The organism is Streptomyces sp. YPW6, assembly GCF_018866325.1.
Classification (GTDB): Bacteria; Actinomycetota; Actinomycetes; order Streptomycetales; family Streptomycetaceae; genus Streptomyces.
This window is the reverse complement of sequence record NZ_CP076457.1, coordinates 3,672,091-3,689,244: the sequence shown is the minus strand read 5'-3', so window position 1 is coordinate 3,689,244 and position 17,154 is coordinate 3,672,091. Positions and strand designations below refer to the sequence as shown.

Annotated in this window: 22 protein-coding genes; 17 read left to right on the top strand and 5 right to left on the bottom strand. The window is 70.5% G+C overall.

Annotation, left to right across the window (positions count from 1 at the left end; genetic code table 11):
- Positions 1-114 precede the first annotated feature (114 nt).
- On the bottom strand, positions 115-579 hold the full coding sequence (locus tag KME66_RS16390) for an NUDIX domain-containing protein (RefSeq protein WP_216323196.1): 465 nt from the start codon (positions 577-579) through the stop codon (positions 115-117).
- Positions 580-597: 18 nt separating this feature from the next.
- Here KME66_RS16390 and KME66_RS16385 point away from each other — a divergent pair, with 18 nt between their 5' ends.
- From KME66_RS16385 to KME66_RS16330, 12 genes are all read left to right on the top strand, one after another.
- On the top strand, positions 598-1,377 hold the full coding sequence (locus KME66_RS16385) for a GntR family transcriptional regulator (RefSeq protein WP_030579276.1): 780 nt from the start codon (positions 598-600) through the stop codon (positions 1,375-1,377).
- Between the two features lie 139 nt (positions 1,378-1,516).
- A complete protein-coding gene (locus KME66_RS16380; RefSeq protein ID WP_216323193.1) occupies positions 1,517-1,873 on the top strand; it encodes a hypothetical protein in 357 nt (118 codons plus the stop codon).
- Between the two features lie 2 nt (positions 1,874-1,875).
- A complete protein-coding gene (locus KME66_RS16375; protein ID WP_216323190.1) occupies positions 1,876-3,228 on the top strand; it encodes an FtsK/SpoIIIE domain-containing protein in 1,353 nt (450 codons plus the stop codon).
- Between the two features lie 80 nt (positions 3,229-3,308).
- Positions 3,309-3,494, top strand: a complete 186-nt coding sequence (locus KME66_RS16370) for a hypothetical protein (protein WP_216323187.1) — start codon at positions 3,309-3,311, stop codon at positions 3,492-3,494.
- Entirely contained in the window at positions 3,494-4,159 is a 666-nt protein-coding gene (locus tag KME66_RS16365; protein WP_216323184.1) for a DUF2637 domain-containing protein, read from the top strand. The genes KME66_RS16370 and KME66_RS16365 overlap by 1 nt, the downstream gene beginning before the upstream one ends.
- 18 nt (positions 4,160-4,177) lie before the next feature.
- On the top strand, positions 4,178-4,363 hold the full coding sequence (locus tag KME66_RS16360; RefSeq protein WP_216323182.1) for a hypothetical protein: 186 nt from the start codon (positions 4,178-4,180) through the stop codon (positions 4,361-4,363).
- Positions 4,364-4,368: 5 nt separating this feature from the next.
- Positions 4,369-4,560: a mobile element transfer protein gene (locus KME66_RS16355; protein ID WP_003967784.1), complete on the top strand. Its 192-nt coding sequence runs from the start codon at positions 4,369-4,371 to the stop codon at positions 4,558-4,560.
- Between the two features lie 12 nt (positions 4,561-4,572).
- Positions 4,573-4,728 carry a hypothetical protein gene (locus tag KME66_RS16350; protein WP_216323180.1) on the top strand — a complete coding sequence of 52 codons (156 nt, stop codon included), beginning with the start codon at positions 4,573-4,575 and terminating at the stop codon, positions 4,726-4,728.
- A gap of 27 nt (positions 4,729-4,755) precedes the next feature.
- On the top strand, positions 4,756-5,070 hold the full coding sequence (locus tag KME66_RS16345; RefSeq protein ID WP_030579256.1) for a hypothetical protein: 315 nt from the start codon (positions 4,756-4,758) through the stop codon (positions 5,068-5,070).
- A gap of 91 nt (positions 5,071-5,161) precedes the next feature.
- The gene (gene repSA, locus KME66_RS16340) at positions 5,162-6,577 is read left to right on the top strand and encodes a replication initiator protein RepSA (protein ID WP_216323178.1); all 1,416 of its coding nucleotides are present in this window, start codon (positions 5,162-5,164) and stop codon (positions 6,575-6,577) included.
- A 2-nt stretch (positions 6,578-6,579) separates the two neighbouring features.
- Positions 6,580-6,801, top strand: a complete 222-nt coding sequence (locus KME66_RS16335) for an excisionase family DNA-binding protein (protein ID WP_216323176.1) — start codon at positions 6,580-6,582, stop codon at positions 6,799-6,801.
- A complete protein-coding gene (locus tag KME66_RS16330; protein ID WP_216323174.1) occupies positions 6,801-7,946 on the top strand; it encodes a site-specific integrase in 1,146 nt (381 codons plus the stop codon). Before KME66_RS16335 ends, KME66_RS16330 begins: the two co-directional genes overlap by 1 nt.
- An 84-nt stretch (positions 7,947-8,030) precedes the next feature.
- Here the strand turns inward: KME66_RS16330 and KME66_RS16325 are convergent, their stop codons facing one another.
- On the bottom strand, positions 8,031-8,510 hold the full coding sequence (locus KME66_RS16325) for a hypothetical protein (protein ID WP_216323171.1): 480 nt from the start codon (positions 8,508-8,510) through the stop codon (positions 8,031-8,033).
- A gap of 678 nt (positions 8,511-9,188) precedes the next feature.
- Between KME66_RS16325 and KME66_RS16320 the strand changes: the two genes are divergently transcribed.
- Positions 9,189-9,626: a hypothetical protein gene (locus KME66_RS16320; RefSeq protein WP_253208370.1), complete on the top strand. Its 438-nt coding sequence runs from the start codon at positions 9,189-9,191 to the stop codon at positions 9,624-9,626.
- A 212-nt stretch (positions 9,627-9,838) separates the two neighbouring features.
- Here the strand turns inward: KME66_RS16320 and KME66_RS16315 are convergent, their stop codons facing one another.
- The gene (locus KME66_RS16315) at positions 9,839-10,585 is read right to left on the bottom strand and encodes a hypothetical protein (RefSeq protein ID WP_253208369.1); all 747 of its coding nucleotides are present in this window, start codon (positions 10,583-10,585) and stop codon (positions 9,839-9,841) included.
- Positions 10,586-10,953: 368 nt separating this feature from the next.
- On the opposite strand from KME66_RS16315, the gene KME66_RS16310 reads away from it, so the two are divergent.
- Entirely contained in the window at positions 10,954-11,301 is a 348-nt protein-coding gene (locus KME66_RS16310) for a hypothetical protein (RefSeq protein ID WP_073223109.1), read from the top strand.
- A 187-nt stretch (positions 11,302-11,488) separates the two neighbouring features.
- Here KME66_RS16310 and KME66_RS16305 read toward each other — a convergent pair whose 3' ends face one another.
- Both KME66_RS16305 and KME66_RS16300 read right to left on the bottom strand, forming a co-directional pair.
- Positions 11,489-12,571, bottom strand: a complete 1,083-nt coding sequence (locus KME66_RS16305; RefSeq protein WP_216323169.1) for a hypothetical protein — start codon at positions 12,569-12,571, stop codon at positions 11,489-11,491.
- Between the two features lie 251 nt (positions 12,572-12,822).
- Positions 12,823-13,722, bottom strand: coding sequence for a bifunctional DNA primase/polymerase (locus KME66_RS16300; protein ID WP_216323167.1), 900 nt, complete (start codon positions 13,720-13,722; stop codon positions 12,823-12,825).
- 345 nt (positions 13,723-14,067) lie between these two features.
- On the opposite strand from KME66_RS16300, the gene KME66_RS16295 reads away from it, so the two are divergent.
- The 3 genes from KME66_RS16295 to KME66_RS16285 all read left to right on the top strand — a co-directional run bounded on the left by KME66_RS16295 (position 14,068) and on the right by KME66_RS16285 (position 17,154).
- Positions 14,068-14,382 (top strand): hypothetical protein, encoded by a 315-nt coding sequence (locus tag KME66_RS16295; RefSeq protein WP_073223113.1) that lies wholly within the window; start codon positions 14,068-14,070, stop codon positions 14,380-14,382.
- 277 nt (positions 14,383-14,659) lie between these two features.
- On the top strand, positions 14,660-15,844 hold the full coding sequence (locus KME66_RS16290) for an acyl-CoA dehydrogenase family protein (RefSeq protein ID WP_216323165.1): 1,185 nt from the start codon (positions 14,660-14,662) through the stop codon (positions 15,842-15,844).
- Positions 15,845-16,245: 401 nt separating this feature from the next.
- Positions 16,246-17,154 carry a bifunctional MaoC family dehydratase N-terminal/OB-fold nucleic acid binding domain-containing protein gene (locus KME66_RS16285; protein WP_216329409.1) on the top strand — a complete coding sequence of 303 codons (909 nt, stop codon included), beginning with the start codon at positions 16,246-16,248 and terminating at the stop codon, positions 17,152-17,154.

Below are 17,154 nucleotides of genomic sequence, written 5' to 3'. Positions count from 1 at the left end.
CGACCGGCGTAGCCGGGGCCAGAGCGGGCCGGAGGCAGGAGCGTCAGGCCCCGGCGGTGAGCCGGGGAGCGCGCGGCGAGCGGAGCGAGCCGCCTTGATGAAGTAGAGAAAGTCTTATCCCGCTGCGATGAGCTGCTTGCCGTCGTGGCTCCGCACGTGAGGGCCGTTGCCGTCCAGGGCATCCAGGAGGCGGACCGCGTAGACCTCGGCCATGCGCTCGCTGACCTCGTCGGGTGTGAGCCAGGAGACGGCTGTCGACTCGCTTGATGTGCGTTCGGTGCCGCCGGAGGGCTTGCAGCGGAAGACCAGGGCGACGATGCCTCGGGTCGTGTTCTTGTAGACGCCGGTGAGCTGGTCCACCTCGACGTGGATGCCTGTCTCTTCCCAGACCTCGCGGGCAACGCCGGCCTCGGGTGTCTCGTTGAGTTCGAGGATGCCGCCGGGGAGCTCCCAGGTGCCGTTGTCGGCTCGGCGGATTGCCAGGAGGCGGCCGTCCTCGCGTACCACTACTCCGGCTACGGACACGGAGTGCATGGGAGCGGGTGTCGCTTCCTGTGATTGACTCATGTAGAGGAGCATAGGAGGCAGGGAAGGACTATGGGAACTGCGGCGGGAGGGGCCGGTTCCGGTCCTCGGTATGTGCAGATCGCTGATGACCTCGTGCAGCAGATCCGGGCGGGGGTTCTCAAGGCCGGCGACATGGTGCCGAGCGAATCCGAGCTGGTGGACCGCTACGGCGTCTCCGGCGGGACGATCCGTAAGGCCATGGTCGAGGTACGGGCGAGTGGGCTCGTCGAGACCAGGCACGGCAAGGGCTCGATCGTGAAGAATCGGCCCCCTGTGCGGCACCGCTCCTCCGATCGCTTCCGGCGCTCGCTCCGGCAAGGTGGCCAGGCGGCCTACCTCGCGGAGTCCACACAGTCCGGTGCCACCGCGAAAGTCAGTGTCCTCTACATCGGTCCCATGGACGCGCCCGAGGATGCGGCCGAGCGCCTGGGAGTGCCCGCCGGTACGCAGGTGTTGGCCCGCCGTCGCCTCTACTTCCGCAACGGCACCCCGGTGGAAACCGCCTCGTCGTACCTGCCCTGGGACGTGGTGAAGGAGATCCCGGAGCTGTTCGCCGAGAACCCCGGAGGCGGCGGCATCTACGCCCGACTTGAAGACCACGGGCATGAGTTCGCGGAGTTCGTCGAGACGCTGCAAGCACGCCCGGCCTCGAAGTCAGAGGCGTCGGAACTGGCGCTCAGCCCTGGTGCGCCCGTGGTTCACCTGATCCGGGAGGCCCGTACGACTGCGGGTCGGGTGGTCGAGGTGTGTGACACGCTCATGGCCGCTGACCAGTTCGTTTTCGAGTATCGGATCCCTGCCGACGACTGACGTCCGCTCAACTTCCCGCAACCCGTCGTGAGTTCTTCTTCGCGGCGGGTTGACTCATGTACAGGAGTCGGGCACTCTTCTTCATGTCACTCATGTACATGAGTGACGGAGTTCAGCATCTATAGAGGAGTGATCTGCTGTGCGTCAGATTCCTGTCGACACCTCCAGCGCTGTCGTGATGGTCGCCAAGATTCCGCAGGTCAAGGTCCGTGACCGCCGCACCGGGGAGATCGCCACCGACATGGAGACCGGTGCTCAGCTCATGACCGTGGACGTGATGTTCGCGGCGAACGAGGAGGTGGAGATCCTGTCCGTCACCGTTCCGGAGCCCGGGATCACCGGAGAGCTGGCCATGGGTACGCCGGTCGCGCTCACCGGCCTGGTCGCCCGTCCGTGGGAGAACGACTTCAACGGCCAGCGGCGGCACGGCATCGCGTTCCGCGCGGTCGCGGTCACCTCGCTTGCCGACGTCGCCGCAGGGTCGAAGGCGGCCTGATCATGACCGCCTTCACGGTCGCTCTGGTGCTGGTCGTCGCCGCTGCGGGTCTCCTGCGGTGGCGGCGGCCCGCCTGGTACTGGTTGGCCTTCGGGGTCACCCTGGCCGCGCTGCGGGTCTTGGTCCGGTACCGCTCGGTCATGGACGCGTGCGGGTTGACCGTTCCGCCGGCGCGGTGGCGGTTATCTCTGGCTCGGGCCACCAACCGGCCGATACCTGAGCCCCGCCCACCGCGCATCCGGCGACTGCGGCCGACTCGAACCGGCCTGGTCCTCCGACTCAAGCTCCGTCCCGGGCAGGACGTCTTCGACATCGCCGCGGCCTCGGACCGGCTTCGGCACTCGTTCTCGATGTTCGGCGTGACCGCGCGTGAGGTGCGGTCCGGCGTCGTCGAGGTGCGGATGACCGGATACGACGTGCTCAAGCGGGTGCAGATGCCCGCTGAGACGGAGACCCGGGCGATGCGGGTACCGGTCGCCCTTCGGGAGGACGGGTCGGTGCACTACCGCGACTACCGCGCGATACCTCACGCCCTCACGCTCGGTGCCACGGAGTCCGGCAAGTCGGTCTACCAACGCAACCTGGTCGCCGGCCTTGCTCCTCTGGACGTGGCCCTCGTCGGCATCGACTGCAAGCAGGGGGTCGAACTCTTCCCGCTGGCGCGGCGGTTCTCAGCGCTGGCCGACAGCCCGGACACCGCTGCCGAACTCCTCGATGGACTCGTGGCGCGTATGGCGGACGTCTACCGCCTCATCCGTACCCATCAGCGCATCACGGTCGATGTGCCGGACGCGGAGATCGCCGCCGACATCTGGGACCTGCCTGACGAGCTCCGCCCGACCCCGGTCGTCGTCTTGGTCGACGAGGTGGCCGAACTCGCCCTGTACGCAACGAAGGAGGAGGAGAAGCGGCGGGACCGCATCATCACCGCCCTGGTCCGTCTCGCGCAGCTCGGCCGCGCCGCCGGTATCTACCTCGAAATCTGCGGACAGCGCTTCGGCTCCGAACTCGGCAAGGGCATCACCATGCTCCGCGCCCAACTCACCGGCCGCACCGCCCACCGTCTCAACGACGAGACCTCCGCCAACATGGCCTTCGGCGACATCGCCCCGGACGCGGTCCTCGCCGCCATCCAGATTCCCGCCGAACTGCGAGGCCTCGCCATCGCGGGGGACGCGTCCGGCGGTTGGCACCGTATCCGCGCTCCGCACACCTCGCTCCGCCAAGCCGTGAACCTCTGCAACCGGTACGCCGACAGGACCCCGGACCTGCCCGAGCTGGCCCCTTTCCGGCCCACCACCGGCACCGCCACCGAGCTTGTGCCATCGGCGAAGGCCTCTCCGGCCACTGCCTGATCTCTCCCCCCGCCCGGTAGGCGTGACCGTCTTCGCGCCGAGTCCCTACCACTGCCATGCCCAGAGAAGGGAGAACCGCCATGTGCCCCGACTGCGAGGACTTCGCCCGGACCGTGCTCCTGCTCGGCCAACTCGCCCTGTACGCCGACATGGACGGTGCCGACCTCGACTTCGTGGACGTTGTCAGCCTGTCCCTCGCCGTGTCGCTGCCGGAGCCGCCGCCGGGCACGTTCCCGGATGACTCCGACCCCGCTGAGGACTTCTGATGGGCGCCCGGCACGGTCTCCGGATCGACGCGGTGTTGATCCAGGCGGTCATCGCCGGAGCTCTGTCCTTCGCCCACCTGCACGACCTCGCCGCCGCGGCCGGACAGGACGGCTGGAAGGCATGGGCCTACCCGGTCAGCGTCGACCTGCTCCTTGTCGCCGCCTGGCGTCGGCTGCGCAGCGAGGGTCCGTCTCGGTTGGCCTGGTGCTGGTTCCTGATCGCCCTGTTCGCGTCGCTCGGCGCCAACGTCGCCACCGCCGGGTTCCTCGACCTGGCCAACCCGCCGGCCCCGCTCCGGCTCGGCATCGCCGGATGGCCCGCACTCGCCTTCCTCGGCGGCACTCTCCTCGCCCACTCGTCGGGGAGGCCGGATCCAGCTCCGTCAGCCGCCGTCACGGAGACAAAGGACGTCGGGCCGACGCGTGCGCCTGGCGCCGCCCCGGCCTCATCCCCGGCCGATGAACCCCCTGCGACAACGGCCCTGTCCTCGCCCCCGGCTCCGTCCCCGGAGCCGCCCGTTCCCGCCGTGCTGATCGACCACGCCCGCAAGGTCGCCGACGAGTACCGCACCCGCACCGGATCACCGATCGACACCGACACCCTCCGCTCCCGCCTCGGCGTTCCGCCCCACCTCGCCGACGCCATCGCCGCCCGCCTCAGCTGACCGCAAAGGAGAACTGAGATGACCCACGATCCCGCCGACCTGACCGCGGCCGACTACCTCGACGGAGCGCGTGAGATGGCCGCAGCCGGACGCCCCTTCCTGGCCCACCTGCTCGCCGAGGAAGCCGCACGACGCGCCGACGACCCGGCCACCGCCCGCAGCATCCGCACCCAGTACACCGACCCGACAACCGACAGGGGCTGACCGGCATGCCCGCCCGCGACAGCTTTCACTCCGTGATGCGTATCGGCCCCGTGCAGATCGGCACCCACCGCGACCGCACCGGCCGCACCGCCCACGCCGCCGTCTGCACTGCCGACCGCTGCGGCTGGTCCGCCGACTACTCCAGCCGGACCGCCGCCCAACTCGCCGCCCGTACCCACCGCTGCACCGTCCGATAGGAGACAGCGTCCATGGACGTCCCCCTTTGGATCGCCCTGCTGGTCGTCGGCTACCTCGGCATCAAGCTCTTCCGTCCGCCGGTGTGGCTGATCTGCGTACTCCTCCTCGGCGGCTACCTCCTCGCCGACAGCCTCTTCGCCTCCGTCATCGACACCGCCGTCAGGTAACCCGCGCCCGGGAGAGGAGAACCACCCATGTTCCAGCCCAAGATCCCGACCATGCCGCAGCCCTCGGGCCTGGTCACCCCGCCCGCCGTCGTCCAGCCGACCACCATCACGCCGGGCACGCCTGCCCCGGCACCCGCCGCCGCCCCTGAGCCGTCCCGTCCAGTCGTACAGCTCACCCCCGGCACCGCGGTCGCGCTCGTCGGTGCCGGTACCGCCGTCGTCCTGGTCGTCGGCACCGTCCTGGTCTCGCTGCTCCTGGCGGTCGCCGTCACCAGCGCATCGGTCGCCGTCTGCGCGGTCGTCCTGCGCTCCCTGATCGCGTCCAACGCCAAACGCCGCTGACCGGCCCCCGGGCGGCCTCGATACCGCCAAGCATCCGCCGCCCGGGAGCCGTGCCCACCGATCGATCTCGCAACCGGAAGGAACCCCCAGCATGGCCCACCGGCCCTCACCCTCGAAACAAAAGCGGTCCACGCCCGCCCCACGGCTCGACCCGACCGTCCTCGGGGACGTCCTCCGGGTGGCCTCGGCCTCCGACTACACCCGCTGGGAGGACCAGATCCGCCGCACCGGCGGCTGTGCCGACCCCGTCCATCTGAGCGGCTGGGTAACCCACAAGGACAAGACCACCGGCGAGACCCTGCACCGCTACTCGACCGCGTACGAGCCGGGCGGACGCCTCCGCATCGCCTGCGGCAACCGCCGCGCCTCCCGCTGCCCCTCGTGCGCCTGGACCTACGCGGGCGACACCTACCACCTGATCCGCGCCGGCCTCGCCGGAGACGACCGCCGCGACATCACCGCCGCCGTCCGCGACCACCCGCGCGTCTTCGCCACCCTCACCGCACCCTCGTTCGGCCCCGTCCACAACCGCCCCGACCGGGGCACCTGCCGGTGCGGCACGGCGCACGCCTCGGACTCCGGGGACCTGGGCTCCGCCCTTGACCCGGAGACCTACGACTACGCGGGCGCTGCGCTCTTCAACAACCATGCCGGGGAGCTCTGGCAGCGTTTCACCACCCGGCTCCGCCGCGAACTCGCCATCCACGCAGGAATCCCACGCCGTGAGCTGGGCGACCATCTCCGCGTCTCCTTCGGCAAGGTCGCCGAATTTCAGAAGCGCGGAGCCCTCCACTTCCATGCCGTCGTACGTCTCGACGGCCCGCAGGGACCTCGTACGCCGCCGCCCTCTTGGGCCACGGTCGATCTCCTCACCGACGCGGTACGCGCCGCAGCCGCGCACTCGTATACGTCGGTCTCCGTCCCGGCTGCCGGTGAACAGTCGTCCCGGACCTTTCGATGGGGTCGACAGCTCGACGTCCGCCCGGTCAAGGCCTTCGGCGACGGGGCAGATGTCACCGAACAGGCAGTTGCCTCGTACGTGGCCAAGTACGCCACCAAAGCCGCCGAGACCACCGGCACCCTGGACCGCCGCATCGGCGAGCTCGCCGAACTCGACCGCCACCGCGTCCCCGATCACACCCGCCGACTCATCACCGCATGCCGTGAGCTCGACAGCCTCTATCCGGACCGACGTCTCTGGGCCTGGGCCCACATGCTCGGCTTCCGCGGCCACTTCTCGTCCAAGTCCCGCACCTACTCGACCACCCTCGGTGCCCTCCGCCAGGAACGCGCCGACTACCGCGCCGCCCAGGAAGCGCCTGCTCTCGGCCTAGCCGACCGCGAACCGGACACCGTCCTCGTCCTGACCGACTGGCAGTACGTCGGCCACGGTCACACCCCCGGCGAAGGCGCCCTCGCCGCCACCATCGCCCGTGACCTCCAGACCAACCGCGAGACCGCCCGCGACGCACTGAAGGAGCGGACTGCCAACGAGGGGGAGTGGTGACCGTGGCGGACCGACTGCTCACCGTGAACCAGGTCGCCGAACGCCTCGGCACCGGTCTTCGCTTCCCCCGCCGGCTCATCGAGGAACGCCGCATCACGTTCGTCAAGGTCGGCCGACATGTCCGTATCTCCGAGAGCGCCTTGGAGGAGTACGTCAGTGCCCATACGGTGACGCCGATCGTCCTGCGGCCCGCCTCGGCGTACTCGTACCGGAGGGCTGCCTGATGCCCGCCAAGCGCAAGTCCCGACGTGCCTTCGGCCGGATCCGGAAGCTGCCGTCCGGCCGGTTCCAGGCTCGGTATCCGGGGCCCGATGGTGTGCTGCGTGCCGCTGATCAGACGTTCCCGACAACGACGGACGCCGATCGCTGGCTGGCACGGAAGCGCATCGAGATGGAGGAGGGCCGCTGGCTCGACCCCGCCGAGGGACGGACCACCGTCCGCGACTGGTCGGCACGATGGCTAACCGCGGTCTCCCCGCAGCTCAAGCACAAGACACAGGCGTCGTACCGATCCCTGATCAACTCGCTGATCGTTCCGGCGCTGGGTGATCGTGAGCTTTCCAGCCTCCGGCCGATCACCATCGTCGAATGGGTCGGTGCGATGAGGACCCGTGGTCTCAGCGCCTCGCGGATCAGGCAGGCCTACCGGGTGCTCTCGCAGATCATGCGGGCCGCCGTCGACAACGAGATGATCGGGCAGACCCCGTGCAGGGGCGTGAAACTGCCTCGCATGCCGCAGAGCGAGCCGCACATCCTCACCCCGCTGGAAGCCTCACGGATCGTGCGGAGCGCGACGAAACCGCATGACCTGCTGATCTCCTTGCTCGCCTACGCGGGTCTGCGGGTCGGGGAGGCGTTCGCGTTGCGGCGAGCGGACATCGATGTGTCCGGCGGCCTGGTCCTCGTCGATGAGAACCTGGCCGAAGCGAACGGCACCCTCGTCTTCGACACTCCCAAGTCCCATCAGAAGCGGGTTTTGCGGATCGGGCCGTCACTCGCGGCGCGGATCGGCCGGCACCTGGAGACGCTGCCCGGTGGGGAGGACGCTCTCCTGTTCGTCACGCCTGGCGGCAAGCCCCTGCGCTACAACCAGTGGCGCAAGGCGTACTTCGATCCCGCCGTGGCGACTGCCGGGCTCACTGACGTCACGCCGCACGATCTTCGTGCCTCGCACGGGACATGGGTGGCCGACCGGTATGGCGTGATGACCGCCGCGCACCGGCTCGGGCACTCGAACGCGAGCGTGACCACTCGGCACTACGCCCGGCCTGTCGCTGGTCGCGACGACCAGGTGGCGGAAGCGGCGGACAGCTGGCTCAGTGGGTCGGACACCGAAAACGGCGGATCCGCGGAAGCCACTTCGGACTGAAGGCTCCGCCATCCTCACTTGGTCCAGTGGCCCCTGACCATGAACGTGGTCGGGGGCCGCGGCGTGTCCCGGCGCGCGCAGACTTCACCGGATGGGGACGCTGCTCGATATCGTCAGATCGGATCGCGCTGCCTCGTGGAGCACGTTGAGGGCCTCCACCAACGAATTCGTGCGGAGTTCGGCTATCCCGCTTGAGGGGATCCGGGCAAGCCTCAGCAGCTCCCATGTCCGCTGGTTGACCGTGTGAGCGGCGGTGGCAGCCTGCTCGTTGCTCAGCAGAATGAAGGTCTCGAAGAGGACCGACCTTCTTTTCTCGCTGGCCTCCATCTCATTCAAAGCGTCGGACGCGTCCGTTCCCTGGTCACGGACCCGCCCGGCTTCCATGGCGGCCCTCTGGATTTCCTTGATGCACGTCAGGTACTCGATGTACGTGTCAAGCTTCCGCTCGTCCCAACGCGTGGCCATCTCCCGCCGGAACTTGGCCCGTTCAGCGATGGTCGTTGCGAAGTAGGACGTCAAGGCGCCGATCAGGACGCCGACCAAGGTGAAGATCTGGGTGGCCATGATTGTCAACGTACCTTCGCGGGACGCCGCGGTTCGGGGCATTGAAGAGGTGGATCCCTGACTCAACGGGCACGAGCACGCCTGTGGGGCACGTAGCGGGCACGACAACGATGACTATGGCTCTACTGGGACGCTCATATCCCTCTGACCTGCGGCGGAGACCGGAAGCCTTCTACCCGCCGAAAGGTCTTGAAAACCGTCGTGGCAGCGATGTCACCGTGGGTTCAAATCCCACACCCACCGCAGGCGAGAGGCTCCTGACCAGTACGTATGGTCGGGGGCCTCTGCCATGCCCGCTTCCCGCCGGACACCACTGTTCCCCCTGGTTTCCCGCTCTGTCGGGTACGGAAGGGCACGCGGGGCTCGGTCGGAGCTCGGCCTGGGTGTGGGTCTCGGGGCTGTGGCCATGCGGTTCATGACTTCCGGACCCGCTGCCGCCCCGACGCCGCCCCGCCCTGTCTCGTCCGGTCGGGTCTCCGGGCGTCGCGCAGCAGACAGGCGATCTTGGGTGCCCGCGCAGACCGTGCGGGCGACCGTCGATGACGAGTTGATTCGGCGGACCGCGTGCAGGGGCGTTCAGCTGCCTCGCATGCCGCAGACCGGGCCGCCCGTCCTCACCTCGGAGGAAGCCTCGGAAGCCTCTACCGAGTGGGTTGCACACCAAGGGATGCTGGAGGCATGACCAGGGGGAGTAAACGCGCCATCGCCGCCTACTGCACGCTCACGCTGATGGCTGCGGCAGCCACAGCCTGGGTTCTGATGAGGGGGCTCGCACGGTTGGACTTGGTGGGTGACGCGGTTCAGGTCCGCATCATGGAGTGTCACAGCGAGGGCGGAGGACGTGGAGGCAGTTACTCCGTGTGCAGCGGACCGCAGGTGGGCAACGAGACGTACACGCTCAAGATCCGGTACGACGGTCGCGAAGGACAGATCGTCAAGGCTGTCCGGACCCCCTGGGGCGGCTACGAGCCGGTGGATCGCAGCTTCGTCTCCTGGGGCATCCATGTGCTGATGCCCGTGCTTCCCATCCTGGGAGGATCCGTGACGGGGGCCTTCGCTGTCAGAGAGGTACGCCGAGTGCGACGAGAGACCCGATCGGGCGCCGGGGTCGCGTAGCAGGCGCGACGTCGAGCGTGACGGTCCCCGACCAGGAGTGCCGTCCCGCGGCCGTACACGTCGTGGGCGTGAAGAGGTGTCATCGACGGCACGAGGGCGAAGGGTGACCGGCGCGACTGCCTCTGCGTGAACGAGTCGTGCGCCGTACTCCCGAACCCGGTATACCACCAGAGCCCGTCAGGTTGGTCGCGTGGGGGCCGGTGGGCCCGGGATCAGTGCAGGTCCACCTGGAAGGCGTGGCGGTGGTCGGCGGGGCAGGTGAAGATGCGCAGGTCTCCCCATCGGCCGACGACCACTCCTGTCTCGTCGCAGCTGGCCACGGTGAACAACAGCGTCATGGCCGTGCCGCAGTCCTCGCAGGGGATGACGGTCGGCTGGGTCAGGTGCCAGGTCGGCCAGCCGCCGAGTTTCCAGCCGGCGAGGCGGGTGATGACGTCGCCTCCGTCGCCGGTCTCGCGGACCAGGTCCTCGCATCGCGCACGAAGTCCGGCGGGCAGTTCCTCGCGGAACGGGAAGTCGGTCACGTGCTCGGCGGTGATGGCGCATGTCCGGGGCAGGTAGCAGTCTTCGTCGTACCGAGAGGGGGACGGCGGGTTCACCGTCCGGCCGGTCACGTCAGCGACTCGACGCCATCGAAGCTCGATCACCGGGCTGACGTCGGCCTGCTGGTTCGGAGGATCCACGTGTTCGTTCGGGCACCAGAGGATCTGCAAGAGGTCGATGTCGGCAGGCCACCAGGGCCCCGGGGCGTCGTGTCGGAAGATCTGAGCGATCGGCACCATGGCCGTGGGAGGCATGCCGTCAGGGCTGTTCTCGTCCGGCGACGAGCATGCGGGCCACGGTTCATCACCCGGCCACAGGAGGGGGCCGCCGATCGAGCTGCTGCGGCAGTCGGGCTCCGCCCGCTCGAGGTGGAGTACGACGGCGTCGCGCGCGTAGGGGGCGAGTTCGGGAAGCACAGCGAAGATCGAATCGACCGACGGTCGGGGAGTGCGTGTCATGGTGCCTTCCGGTCAGCTGGTCGTGGACCGGTCGCAGCGTATAGGCCGGCCCTGACAGCGGTTTCCCTGCGCGGATCATGAGCGGTGCCCGGGTGCCGGACGCCCTCGCCACCGGCCTGGGATTCCCGCGGCGGTGCACGTGCGTGGTGAGGCATGGACCCGTTTTCGGCCATCCGGAGCGTGTTCGGCGCACGGTCGATGGTGTCGACGTGGTCGGGCTGCTTGGCGGGGCGGCACCGGGGCATCAGCCCGGTGACGCGACCGGCAAGGCGTCGTAAGGCGCTCGGCTGTGACAGCTGGGTGGGAGTGAGGAGACGTACGTGGCTGTGGGCGATGTGTGGGCGTTCGGACGGGACAGCGGCTTCGCCGCGGGGCAGGTGGTGGTGGGGTTCAGCGTGGAGTCCGACGGCGGGGTGATCGGGCATGTCGAGCGTCAGGAGAACGAGCCCGGGAAGCAGCACCTGGTGGTCGACACCGGGGTGTGGAAGTTCGGCAGGAGCGTGCTGATTCCCGCCGGGGCGGTGGCCGTCGTGGACAGTGAGGGGCGGACGGTCAAGGTCGCGGCGTCCCGGGACGAGATCAAGGCGGCTCCCCGGTTCACCACCGACAGCGAGACGACCGACCAGAACTACCTGGCGGAGGTCGGCGCGTACTACGCGTCCCTGCGTTCCTGAGTCCCCGGTGGCCCTGGGGCCTGAACCCCGGGGCCGATCCTGGGGCCTTAACCCCCGGGCCGATCGGGGAGGCAGCCGCCCGGGTGCCGTGTCGCCGGGGGTGGGGTGGACAGCGCCGTTCCTCTCCGGTGAGGCGTCCGGGCCGTCTTCGTGGAGCTGAGCGCTCCGGGTTCCGGCACCGGGCGGTTCACTTTTCCGGGGCCTCGCCGAGCGCGCTCAGGACTGCGGGGGCGTCCTTTCCGCGTGTCACGATCAGGACGCGCTCGCCGTCGTCCGCGCATTCCAGGACCACCGCCCGGCCGTCGTAGGTGGGGCGGTCCGCCGGGTCCGTCAGGTAGGGAGGGCGGACCCGGAGCAGGGTGAGGGTGCCGGCGGCGGCCTTGCGGTGGAAGACGCCTGTGGGGTCGGGGGTCGTGGCCAGGAGGCCGGGGGCGGCGATCAGATAGCCTCCGGTGCTCGCGTACGGGACATCGCCGAGGATGACGCCGAGGACGCAGACCTCTCCGGTGAGTACGGACGGCTTCAGCGTGATCGTGTCGTCGTTGTGGCGGGCGCGGCGGCGCAGGAACGGTACGGCGAGGGCGCAGCCCGCCAGGATCACCAGGCTTCCGACGGCGGTCAGTCGCAGCGCCCCGCTGATGTCGTCGGTCGGCCAGGGGGCCACCGCACCCAGCCCGGTGAGCAGCAGGCCGCCGATGACGGCAAGCCTCGTCCGCCAGGTGTACACCCGGGGCGAGTGCCTCGCGCTCCGGACCGTCGCGGCCGCGCCCGCCAGGAACATCGCGCCGTAGAAGCCCAGGCCCAGGCCCGCGGAGAGGGGGGCGCGGTAGTCGCCGCGGGGATCCGCGTTGGTCGGCCGGCGGGCGGAACCGAAGTCGACGGAGCGGATCTCGCCCCGCCAGTACGTGACCTCCACCCTCGCACCCGGCCGCGCGACGGGGGACTGCTGCGGTGTGCCGTTCAGGCCGGTGCGCGTGGACGTCCCGTCCGACTCGGTGAGGTACAGCCAGTACAGGGCGGTCTTGCCGGTTTCCTTCTCGGTGCGGTCGATCACCGCCTTGACCGTGCGCAGGCAGTCGACGGCGGTGGCGCCGGCCGAGGCCGGGCATGCCTCCGCCGCCGCGAACGCGCGTTCCTCGTCGTGGGCCGCCGGTGTCGCCACGAGCAGCAGCCAGGCCGACACCAGCGCCAGTAACGGGCCGATCACCAGGGCGGGGCGTGTCACACGGCGAAGCCCCGGGGCGGTCTCGGTGTTCTCACGTGTCGTCACCCGCGCATTCTGCGGCCACTGGGGCGGAAGCAGCAGTGGCCGGTGTCGGCACTTCGCGGGGGCTGCCTGCTGCGGGGGTTCGGCAACGTGGCGGGCCTTCTCCCGTCCGCCGAGGAGTTGTCTCCCTCCGTCCGCTCCTTCTGTTCGCCGGGGACGTTCTCCCGTCCACTGCGGCCCCTCACCTCTGTCCGCTGCGAGGCCGCCTCCCCCTTGCCCGCTGCCTTGCCCGCTGCCGGGTCTCCTTCCGGCCGCTACGAGGGATCGCTCTGCCGCCTCGACGTCAGCCGGGCCGCCGAGGCGATCGCGGCACGGGCCTCGTGTTCCGGCAGGCCGGTGCGGACGGCGGCCTCGGTGAGCGCGTCGGCCAGGGTGTCGCCGAAGCCGTGCTCGTACGCCCGGCAGGCCGCCCAGAACAGCCGGGTGTTGCGCTGGCCCTCGTGGGCGGCCAGGACGAACTGGATCAGGCCTTCACCCCGGCGGTCCGGGGTGGGGGTGCGGCCCGCGCCGCTGGGGCCCCGGGGCGGGCGGCGATGCTGGGTGAGGAGGCGGAGCAGGGCGCGGGGGCAGGGGGCCGGGGTGAGGTGGGCGGTGCCGGGGGCCAGGCGATAGCGGCCGTGGGCGGTGACCGAGCCGGGGCCGACCAGGTAGCCCCCGCTGCCGCGGATGTCGATGCCGGGGGCGAGGCGGCCCGCGGAGTTGGGGACCGTCGCGTCGGCGGGGCCGGTCAGCCAGAGGTGCCGGCCGCCGCTCGGGGTGAGCACCGTGACCGTCGGCGGGATCGTGAACAGGTGCTGGAGGGCCAGCTGCCGCAGTGCGCCCGCCGCGTCGCTGCCGTACGCCGGGTCGACGTCCAGGTCGATGCCGATGAGGCGGTGCGGGGTGCGTCCGCAGGCGATGCCGTAGCCGGTGGCCCGGGGTGCGGCGGCGAAGAGGGCGCGGACGGCCGCGGGGTCGGTGGTGGCGTCGTGCACCCCGTGCCCCGGCAGCCCGCACTCGCCCCGGCAGCGCGCGGGCGCCTGCTCGCCGCGGTGGGGGGAGCGCAGGGCGGGGAGCTTGGTGGCGGAGAGGGGGAAGACGGGGAGGCCGCGCCCGGCGGCGGCGAGGGCATGGGCGAGGGCCAGCGTGGGGGTCTGCCGGTCGATGGTGGCCATGCCCTCATTTTCGTACATGCGTTCGAAGAAGGGAAGAGGGGTGGTGGGGAGGGCAGGGTGGGGCGGCGCGGGACGGTTCGGTGTGGGCAGCAGGCGGAACGCTTCTTCCCCGGCGTGCCAACGGTCGCCGGGGTTGCTTCGCTGACCTGGACTTTCCCGCTGCTCGGGAGGTTTATCCGCTCTCCGTCATACGGGAGAGGGAATCGGTGGGTGGCGAGGGATTCGCCGGGGATGTGCTGGGCAACTCTGGTCTCGCGACGTTGTGAACAGCACCGGGGTGGTCGGCCAACTCCCCCGGAACCGGACGAAGATGTAGCCGCAATTCCGTTTTCTGGAGGAAATGACATGGCAAGTATCCGTACCGCTCGCGTCCTCGCCGCCGTCGCCGCTCTGCCCCTGACTGTCGCGCTCTGCGGTGGGGTGGCCGTGGCGGACAACGGCTCCTTCGCGAACGACGGATCGAACGCGGCCGTGGCGACGGTCGGCGGCAGCGGTGTCGGCGGCGACAACTCCGGCAACTCGTCCACGACCCAGCAGCAGGCCGTCGGCGCCGGTGCGTCGAACCAGAACACGTCCGCCCAGGTGAGCAACTCGGCCTTCGTGCCGATCGACCAGTCGGACCACAGTGTCGCGGTGAACTTCACGCCCTTCTTCTGGTGATCGTCCGGTGACGGTCGCCGTCCGGTGGCGGTGGCCGTCCCGGGGTGACGCGTTCGTCGGGACCTCCCGGGGGGTGGGTCCCGGCGGACCGGACGGCAGCCCGCACGGCGGCACTTCGGTGCCCTCGTGCGGGCTGCTCGCGTCTTGACAGAGGTTCAATATCTGACGGACAGTCAGATGCGGGAGTGCGGTTCGCCGGGCGTCGCCGGAGCGTCGTCGTGATGTCGGACGGCTGCGCTCCGGCCGGTGACCTGTCCGCAGCCCTGGAGGCCCCTCCGTGCATCTCGCTCCTACGGAACGCCAGCGGCGACTAAGCGTCGAACTGCGCTCCTACTTCCGTACGTTGATGTCCGAAGGGGAGGAGGCGGCGGAGGGCGGGGAAGGGCCCGGGAGTGAGTCGCGGCAGCGTCGCCTGCTCCGCCGGATCGGTGCCGACGGGCTGCTCGGGCTGGGCTGGCCCGAGGAGTACGGTGGCCAGGGCCGCGGCCCCGACGAGCAGTTCGTCTTCTTCGACGAGGCGTACCGGGCCGGCGCCCCCGTCTCCATGGTCACGCTCAACACCGTCGGCCCGACCCTGATGGCGTACGGCACCGAGGAACAGAAGGCGTACTTCCTGCCCCGCATCCTCGGCGGCGACCTGGTCTTCGCGATCGGCTACAGCGAGCCCGAGGCCGGTACGGACCTGGCGGCCCTGCGGACCCGTGCCGTGCGGGACGGCGACGACTGGGTCATCGACGGCCAGAAGATCTTCACCAGCAACGCCCAGCAGGCGGACTGGATCTGGCTTGCCTGCCGTACGGACCCCGAGGCCCCCAAGCACCGGGGCATCTCGATCATCCTGGTGCCCACGGACTCCCCCGGCTTCTCCTGGACGCCGATCCCCACCGTGGGCGGGATCACCACCACCGCCACCTACTACGACGGCATACGCGTCCCGGCCACGCATCTCGTCGGGGAGGAGAACGGCGGCTGGAAGCTCATCACCAGCCAGCTCAACCATGAACGTGTCGCCCTGGCCGCGATCGGCATGCAGGCCGAGGACTTCCACGAGGAGGCACTCGCCCACGCCCGCACTCCCGACTCCGCGACCGGTCGCCGCCGGATCGACGAGCCGTGGGTGCGCGCCCGGCTCGCGGAGGCGTACGCCCGGCTCGCGGCGACGCGCCTGCTGAACTGGCGACTGGTCGGCGCCGTGGGTGCCGGCGCACCCGCCCCGGGCGAGGCCGGCGGGGTGAAGTTCGCCGGTACCGAGAGCGCGGTCGAGGTCTACCGGATGTGCCAGGAGGCGGTCGGCGAGACCGCTCTGCTCCGCGGTGGGTCCCCCGGCTGCTTCGGGCCGGGCGGCGAGCTGGAGCGGATGAACCGCGCGGCCCAGATCAACACCTTCGGGGGCGGTGTCGGCGAGGTGCAGCGCGAGATCGTCGCGACGACCCGGCTCGGAATGATCCGGAGCAAGCGATGAGCGGGGCGGGCGCCGACGACCGACGGCCGAGCGCTGACGCCCCACGGCCGGGTGCCGAGTTCCGAGGGCCGGGTGCCGCTGACCGATGGCTGGGTGCCGCTGCCCGATGGCTGGGTGCCGACGCCCCAGGGCTGAGCGCTGACGCCCCACGGCCGGCCACCGACGCCCGACGGCGGGGTCTCGACGACCGACGGCTGAGCGCCGAGGCTCCCCGGCCGGGTGCCGAGGGCCCCCGGCCGGAGACGGAAGTCCCACCGCCGGGGGCCGAAGCCCGCCGGCCGGCCGCCGAAGGCTCCCGGGCGGGTGCCGCAGCCGTACAGCCCGGCGTCGAGGGCCCCCGGCCGGAGGCGGCAGCTCCACGGTCCGGCCCCGAAGCGTCCGGGACGCCCGGCAGCGATGAGCTGTACGCGCGGCTCCGCAGCTACGAGGGCCGTGCCGCCGCCACCGCCGGGCGCGGCAAGGACCCGGTCAACGAGCCGATGATCCGGCACTGGTGCGAGGCGATGGGCGACACCTCGCCCGCCTACCGGGGCCCTGACGCCGTCGCCCCGCCGACGATGCTCCAGGCGTGGACCATGGGCGGGCTGACCGGCCATGCGGACCACCGCTCCGCCGCGTACGACGCGATGTTCGCGCTGCTCGACGGCGCCGGGTACACCTCCGTCGTCGCGACCGACTGCGAGCAGGAGTACCTGCGACCGCTCCGCCCCGGCGACCGGATCACCTTCGACACGGTCATCGAGTCCGTCTCCCCGCGCAAGACGACCAAGCTCGGCACCGGCTACTTCGTCACCACCCGCACGGACGTGCGCGCCGACGGCGAACCCGCCGGGACGCACCGCTTCCGCATCCTCAAGTACCGTCCCGCACGCCGGAAGGAGGACTCCGGGCCGGAGCTCCGCCCCCGCCCCGTGATCAACCGCGACAACGCCGGGTTCTGGGCCGGTGTCGCCGAGCACCGCCTCCTCATCCAGCGCTGCACCGACTGCGCGACCCTCCGCCTGCCTTGGCTGCCCGGCTGCAACGCCTGCGGCGGCGCGGAGTGGGACACGGTCGAGGCGGGCGGGGAGGGCACGGTCTTCAGCCATGTCGTGATGCACCACCCCTCCTTCCCCGCCTTCGCCCCGGGCGGTGGGGGCGGGCCGTACGTCGTCGCGCTGGTCGAACTGGCCGAGGGCGTCCGCATCGTCAGCAACGTGACCGGTGTGCCGTACGACAAGGTCCGCGTCGGCATGCCCGTGCACCTGGAGTTCCTCGTGACGGACCCCGGCCTCGAACTGCCCGTCTTCCGGGCGAGCGAAGGCGGTTGA

Bases quoted from the DNA above. Each gene is read 5' to 3' on its own strand.
- KME66_RS16390 (WP_216323196.1), bottom strand. From the start codon at position 579: ATGCTCCTCTACATGAGTCAATCACAGGAAGCGACACCCGCTCCCATG.
- KME66_RS16385 (WP_030579276.1), top strand. From the start codon at position 598: ATGGGAACTGCGGCGGGAGGGGCCGGTTCCGGTCCTCGGTATGTGCAG.
- KME66_RS16375 (WP_216323190.1), top strand. From the start codon at position 1,876: ATGACCGCCTTCACGGTCGCTCTGGTGCTGGTCGTCGCCGCTGCGGGT.
- KME66_RS16370 (WP_216323187.1), top strand. From the start codon at position 3,309: ATGTGCCCCGACTGCGAGGACTTCGCCCGGACCGTGCTCCTGCTCGGC.
- KME66_RS16365 (WP_216323184.1), top strand. From the start codon at position 3,494: ATGGGCGCCCGGCACGGTCTCCGGATCGACGCGGTGTTGATCCAGGCG.
- KME66_RS16360 (WP_216323182.1), top strand. From the start codon at position 4,178: ATGACCCACGATCCCGCCGACCTGACCGCGGCCGACTACCTCGACGGA.
- KME66_RS16355 (WP_003967784.1), top strand. From the start codon at position 4,369: ATGCCCGCCCGCGACAGCTTTCACTCCGTGATGCGTATCGGCCCCGTG.
- KME66_RS16350 (WP_216323180.1), top strand. From the start codon at position 4,573: ATGGACGTCCCCCTTTGGATCGCCCTGCTGGTCGTCGGCTACCTCGGC.
- KME66_RS16345 (WP_030579256.1), top strand. From the start codon at position 4,756: ATGTTCCAGCCCAAGATCCCGACCATGCCGCAGCCCTCGGGCCTGGTC.
- repSA (WP_216323178.1), top strand. From the start codon at position 5,162: ATGGCCCACCGGCCCTCACCCTCGAAACAAAAGCGGTCCACGCCCGCC.
- KME66_RS16330 (WP_216323174.1), top strand. From the start codon at position 6,801: ATGCCCGCCAAGCGCAAGTCCCGACGTGCCTTCGGCCGGATCCGGAAG.
- KME66_RS16325 (WP_216323171.1), bottom strand. From the start codon at position 8,510: ATGGCCACCCAGATCTTCACCTTGGTCGGCGTCCTGATCGGCGCCTTG.
- KME66_RS16320 (WP_253208370.1), top strand. From the start codon at position 9,189: ATGACCAGGGGGAGTAAACGCGCCATCGCCGCCTACTGCACGCTCACG.
- KME66_RS16300 (WP_216323167.1), bottom strand. From the start codon at position 13,722: ATGGCCACCATCGACCGGCAGACCCCCACGCTGGCCCTCGCCCATGCC.
- KME66_RS16295 (WP_073223113.1), top strand. From the start codon at position 14,068: ATGGCAAGTATCCGTACCGCTCGCGTCCTCGCCGCCGTCGCCGCTCTG.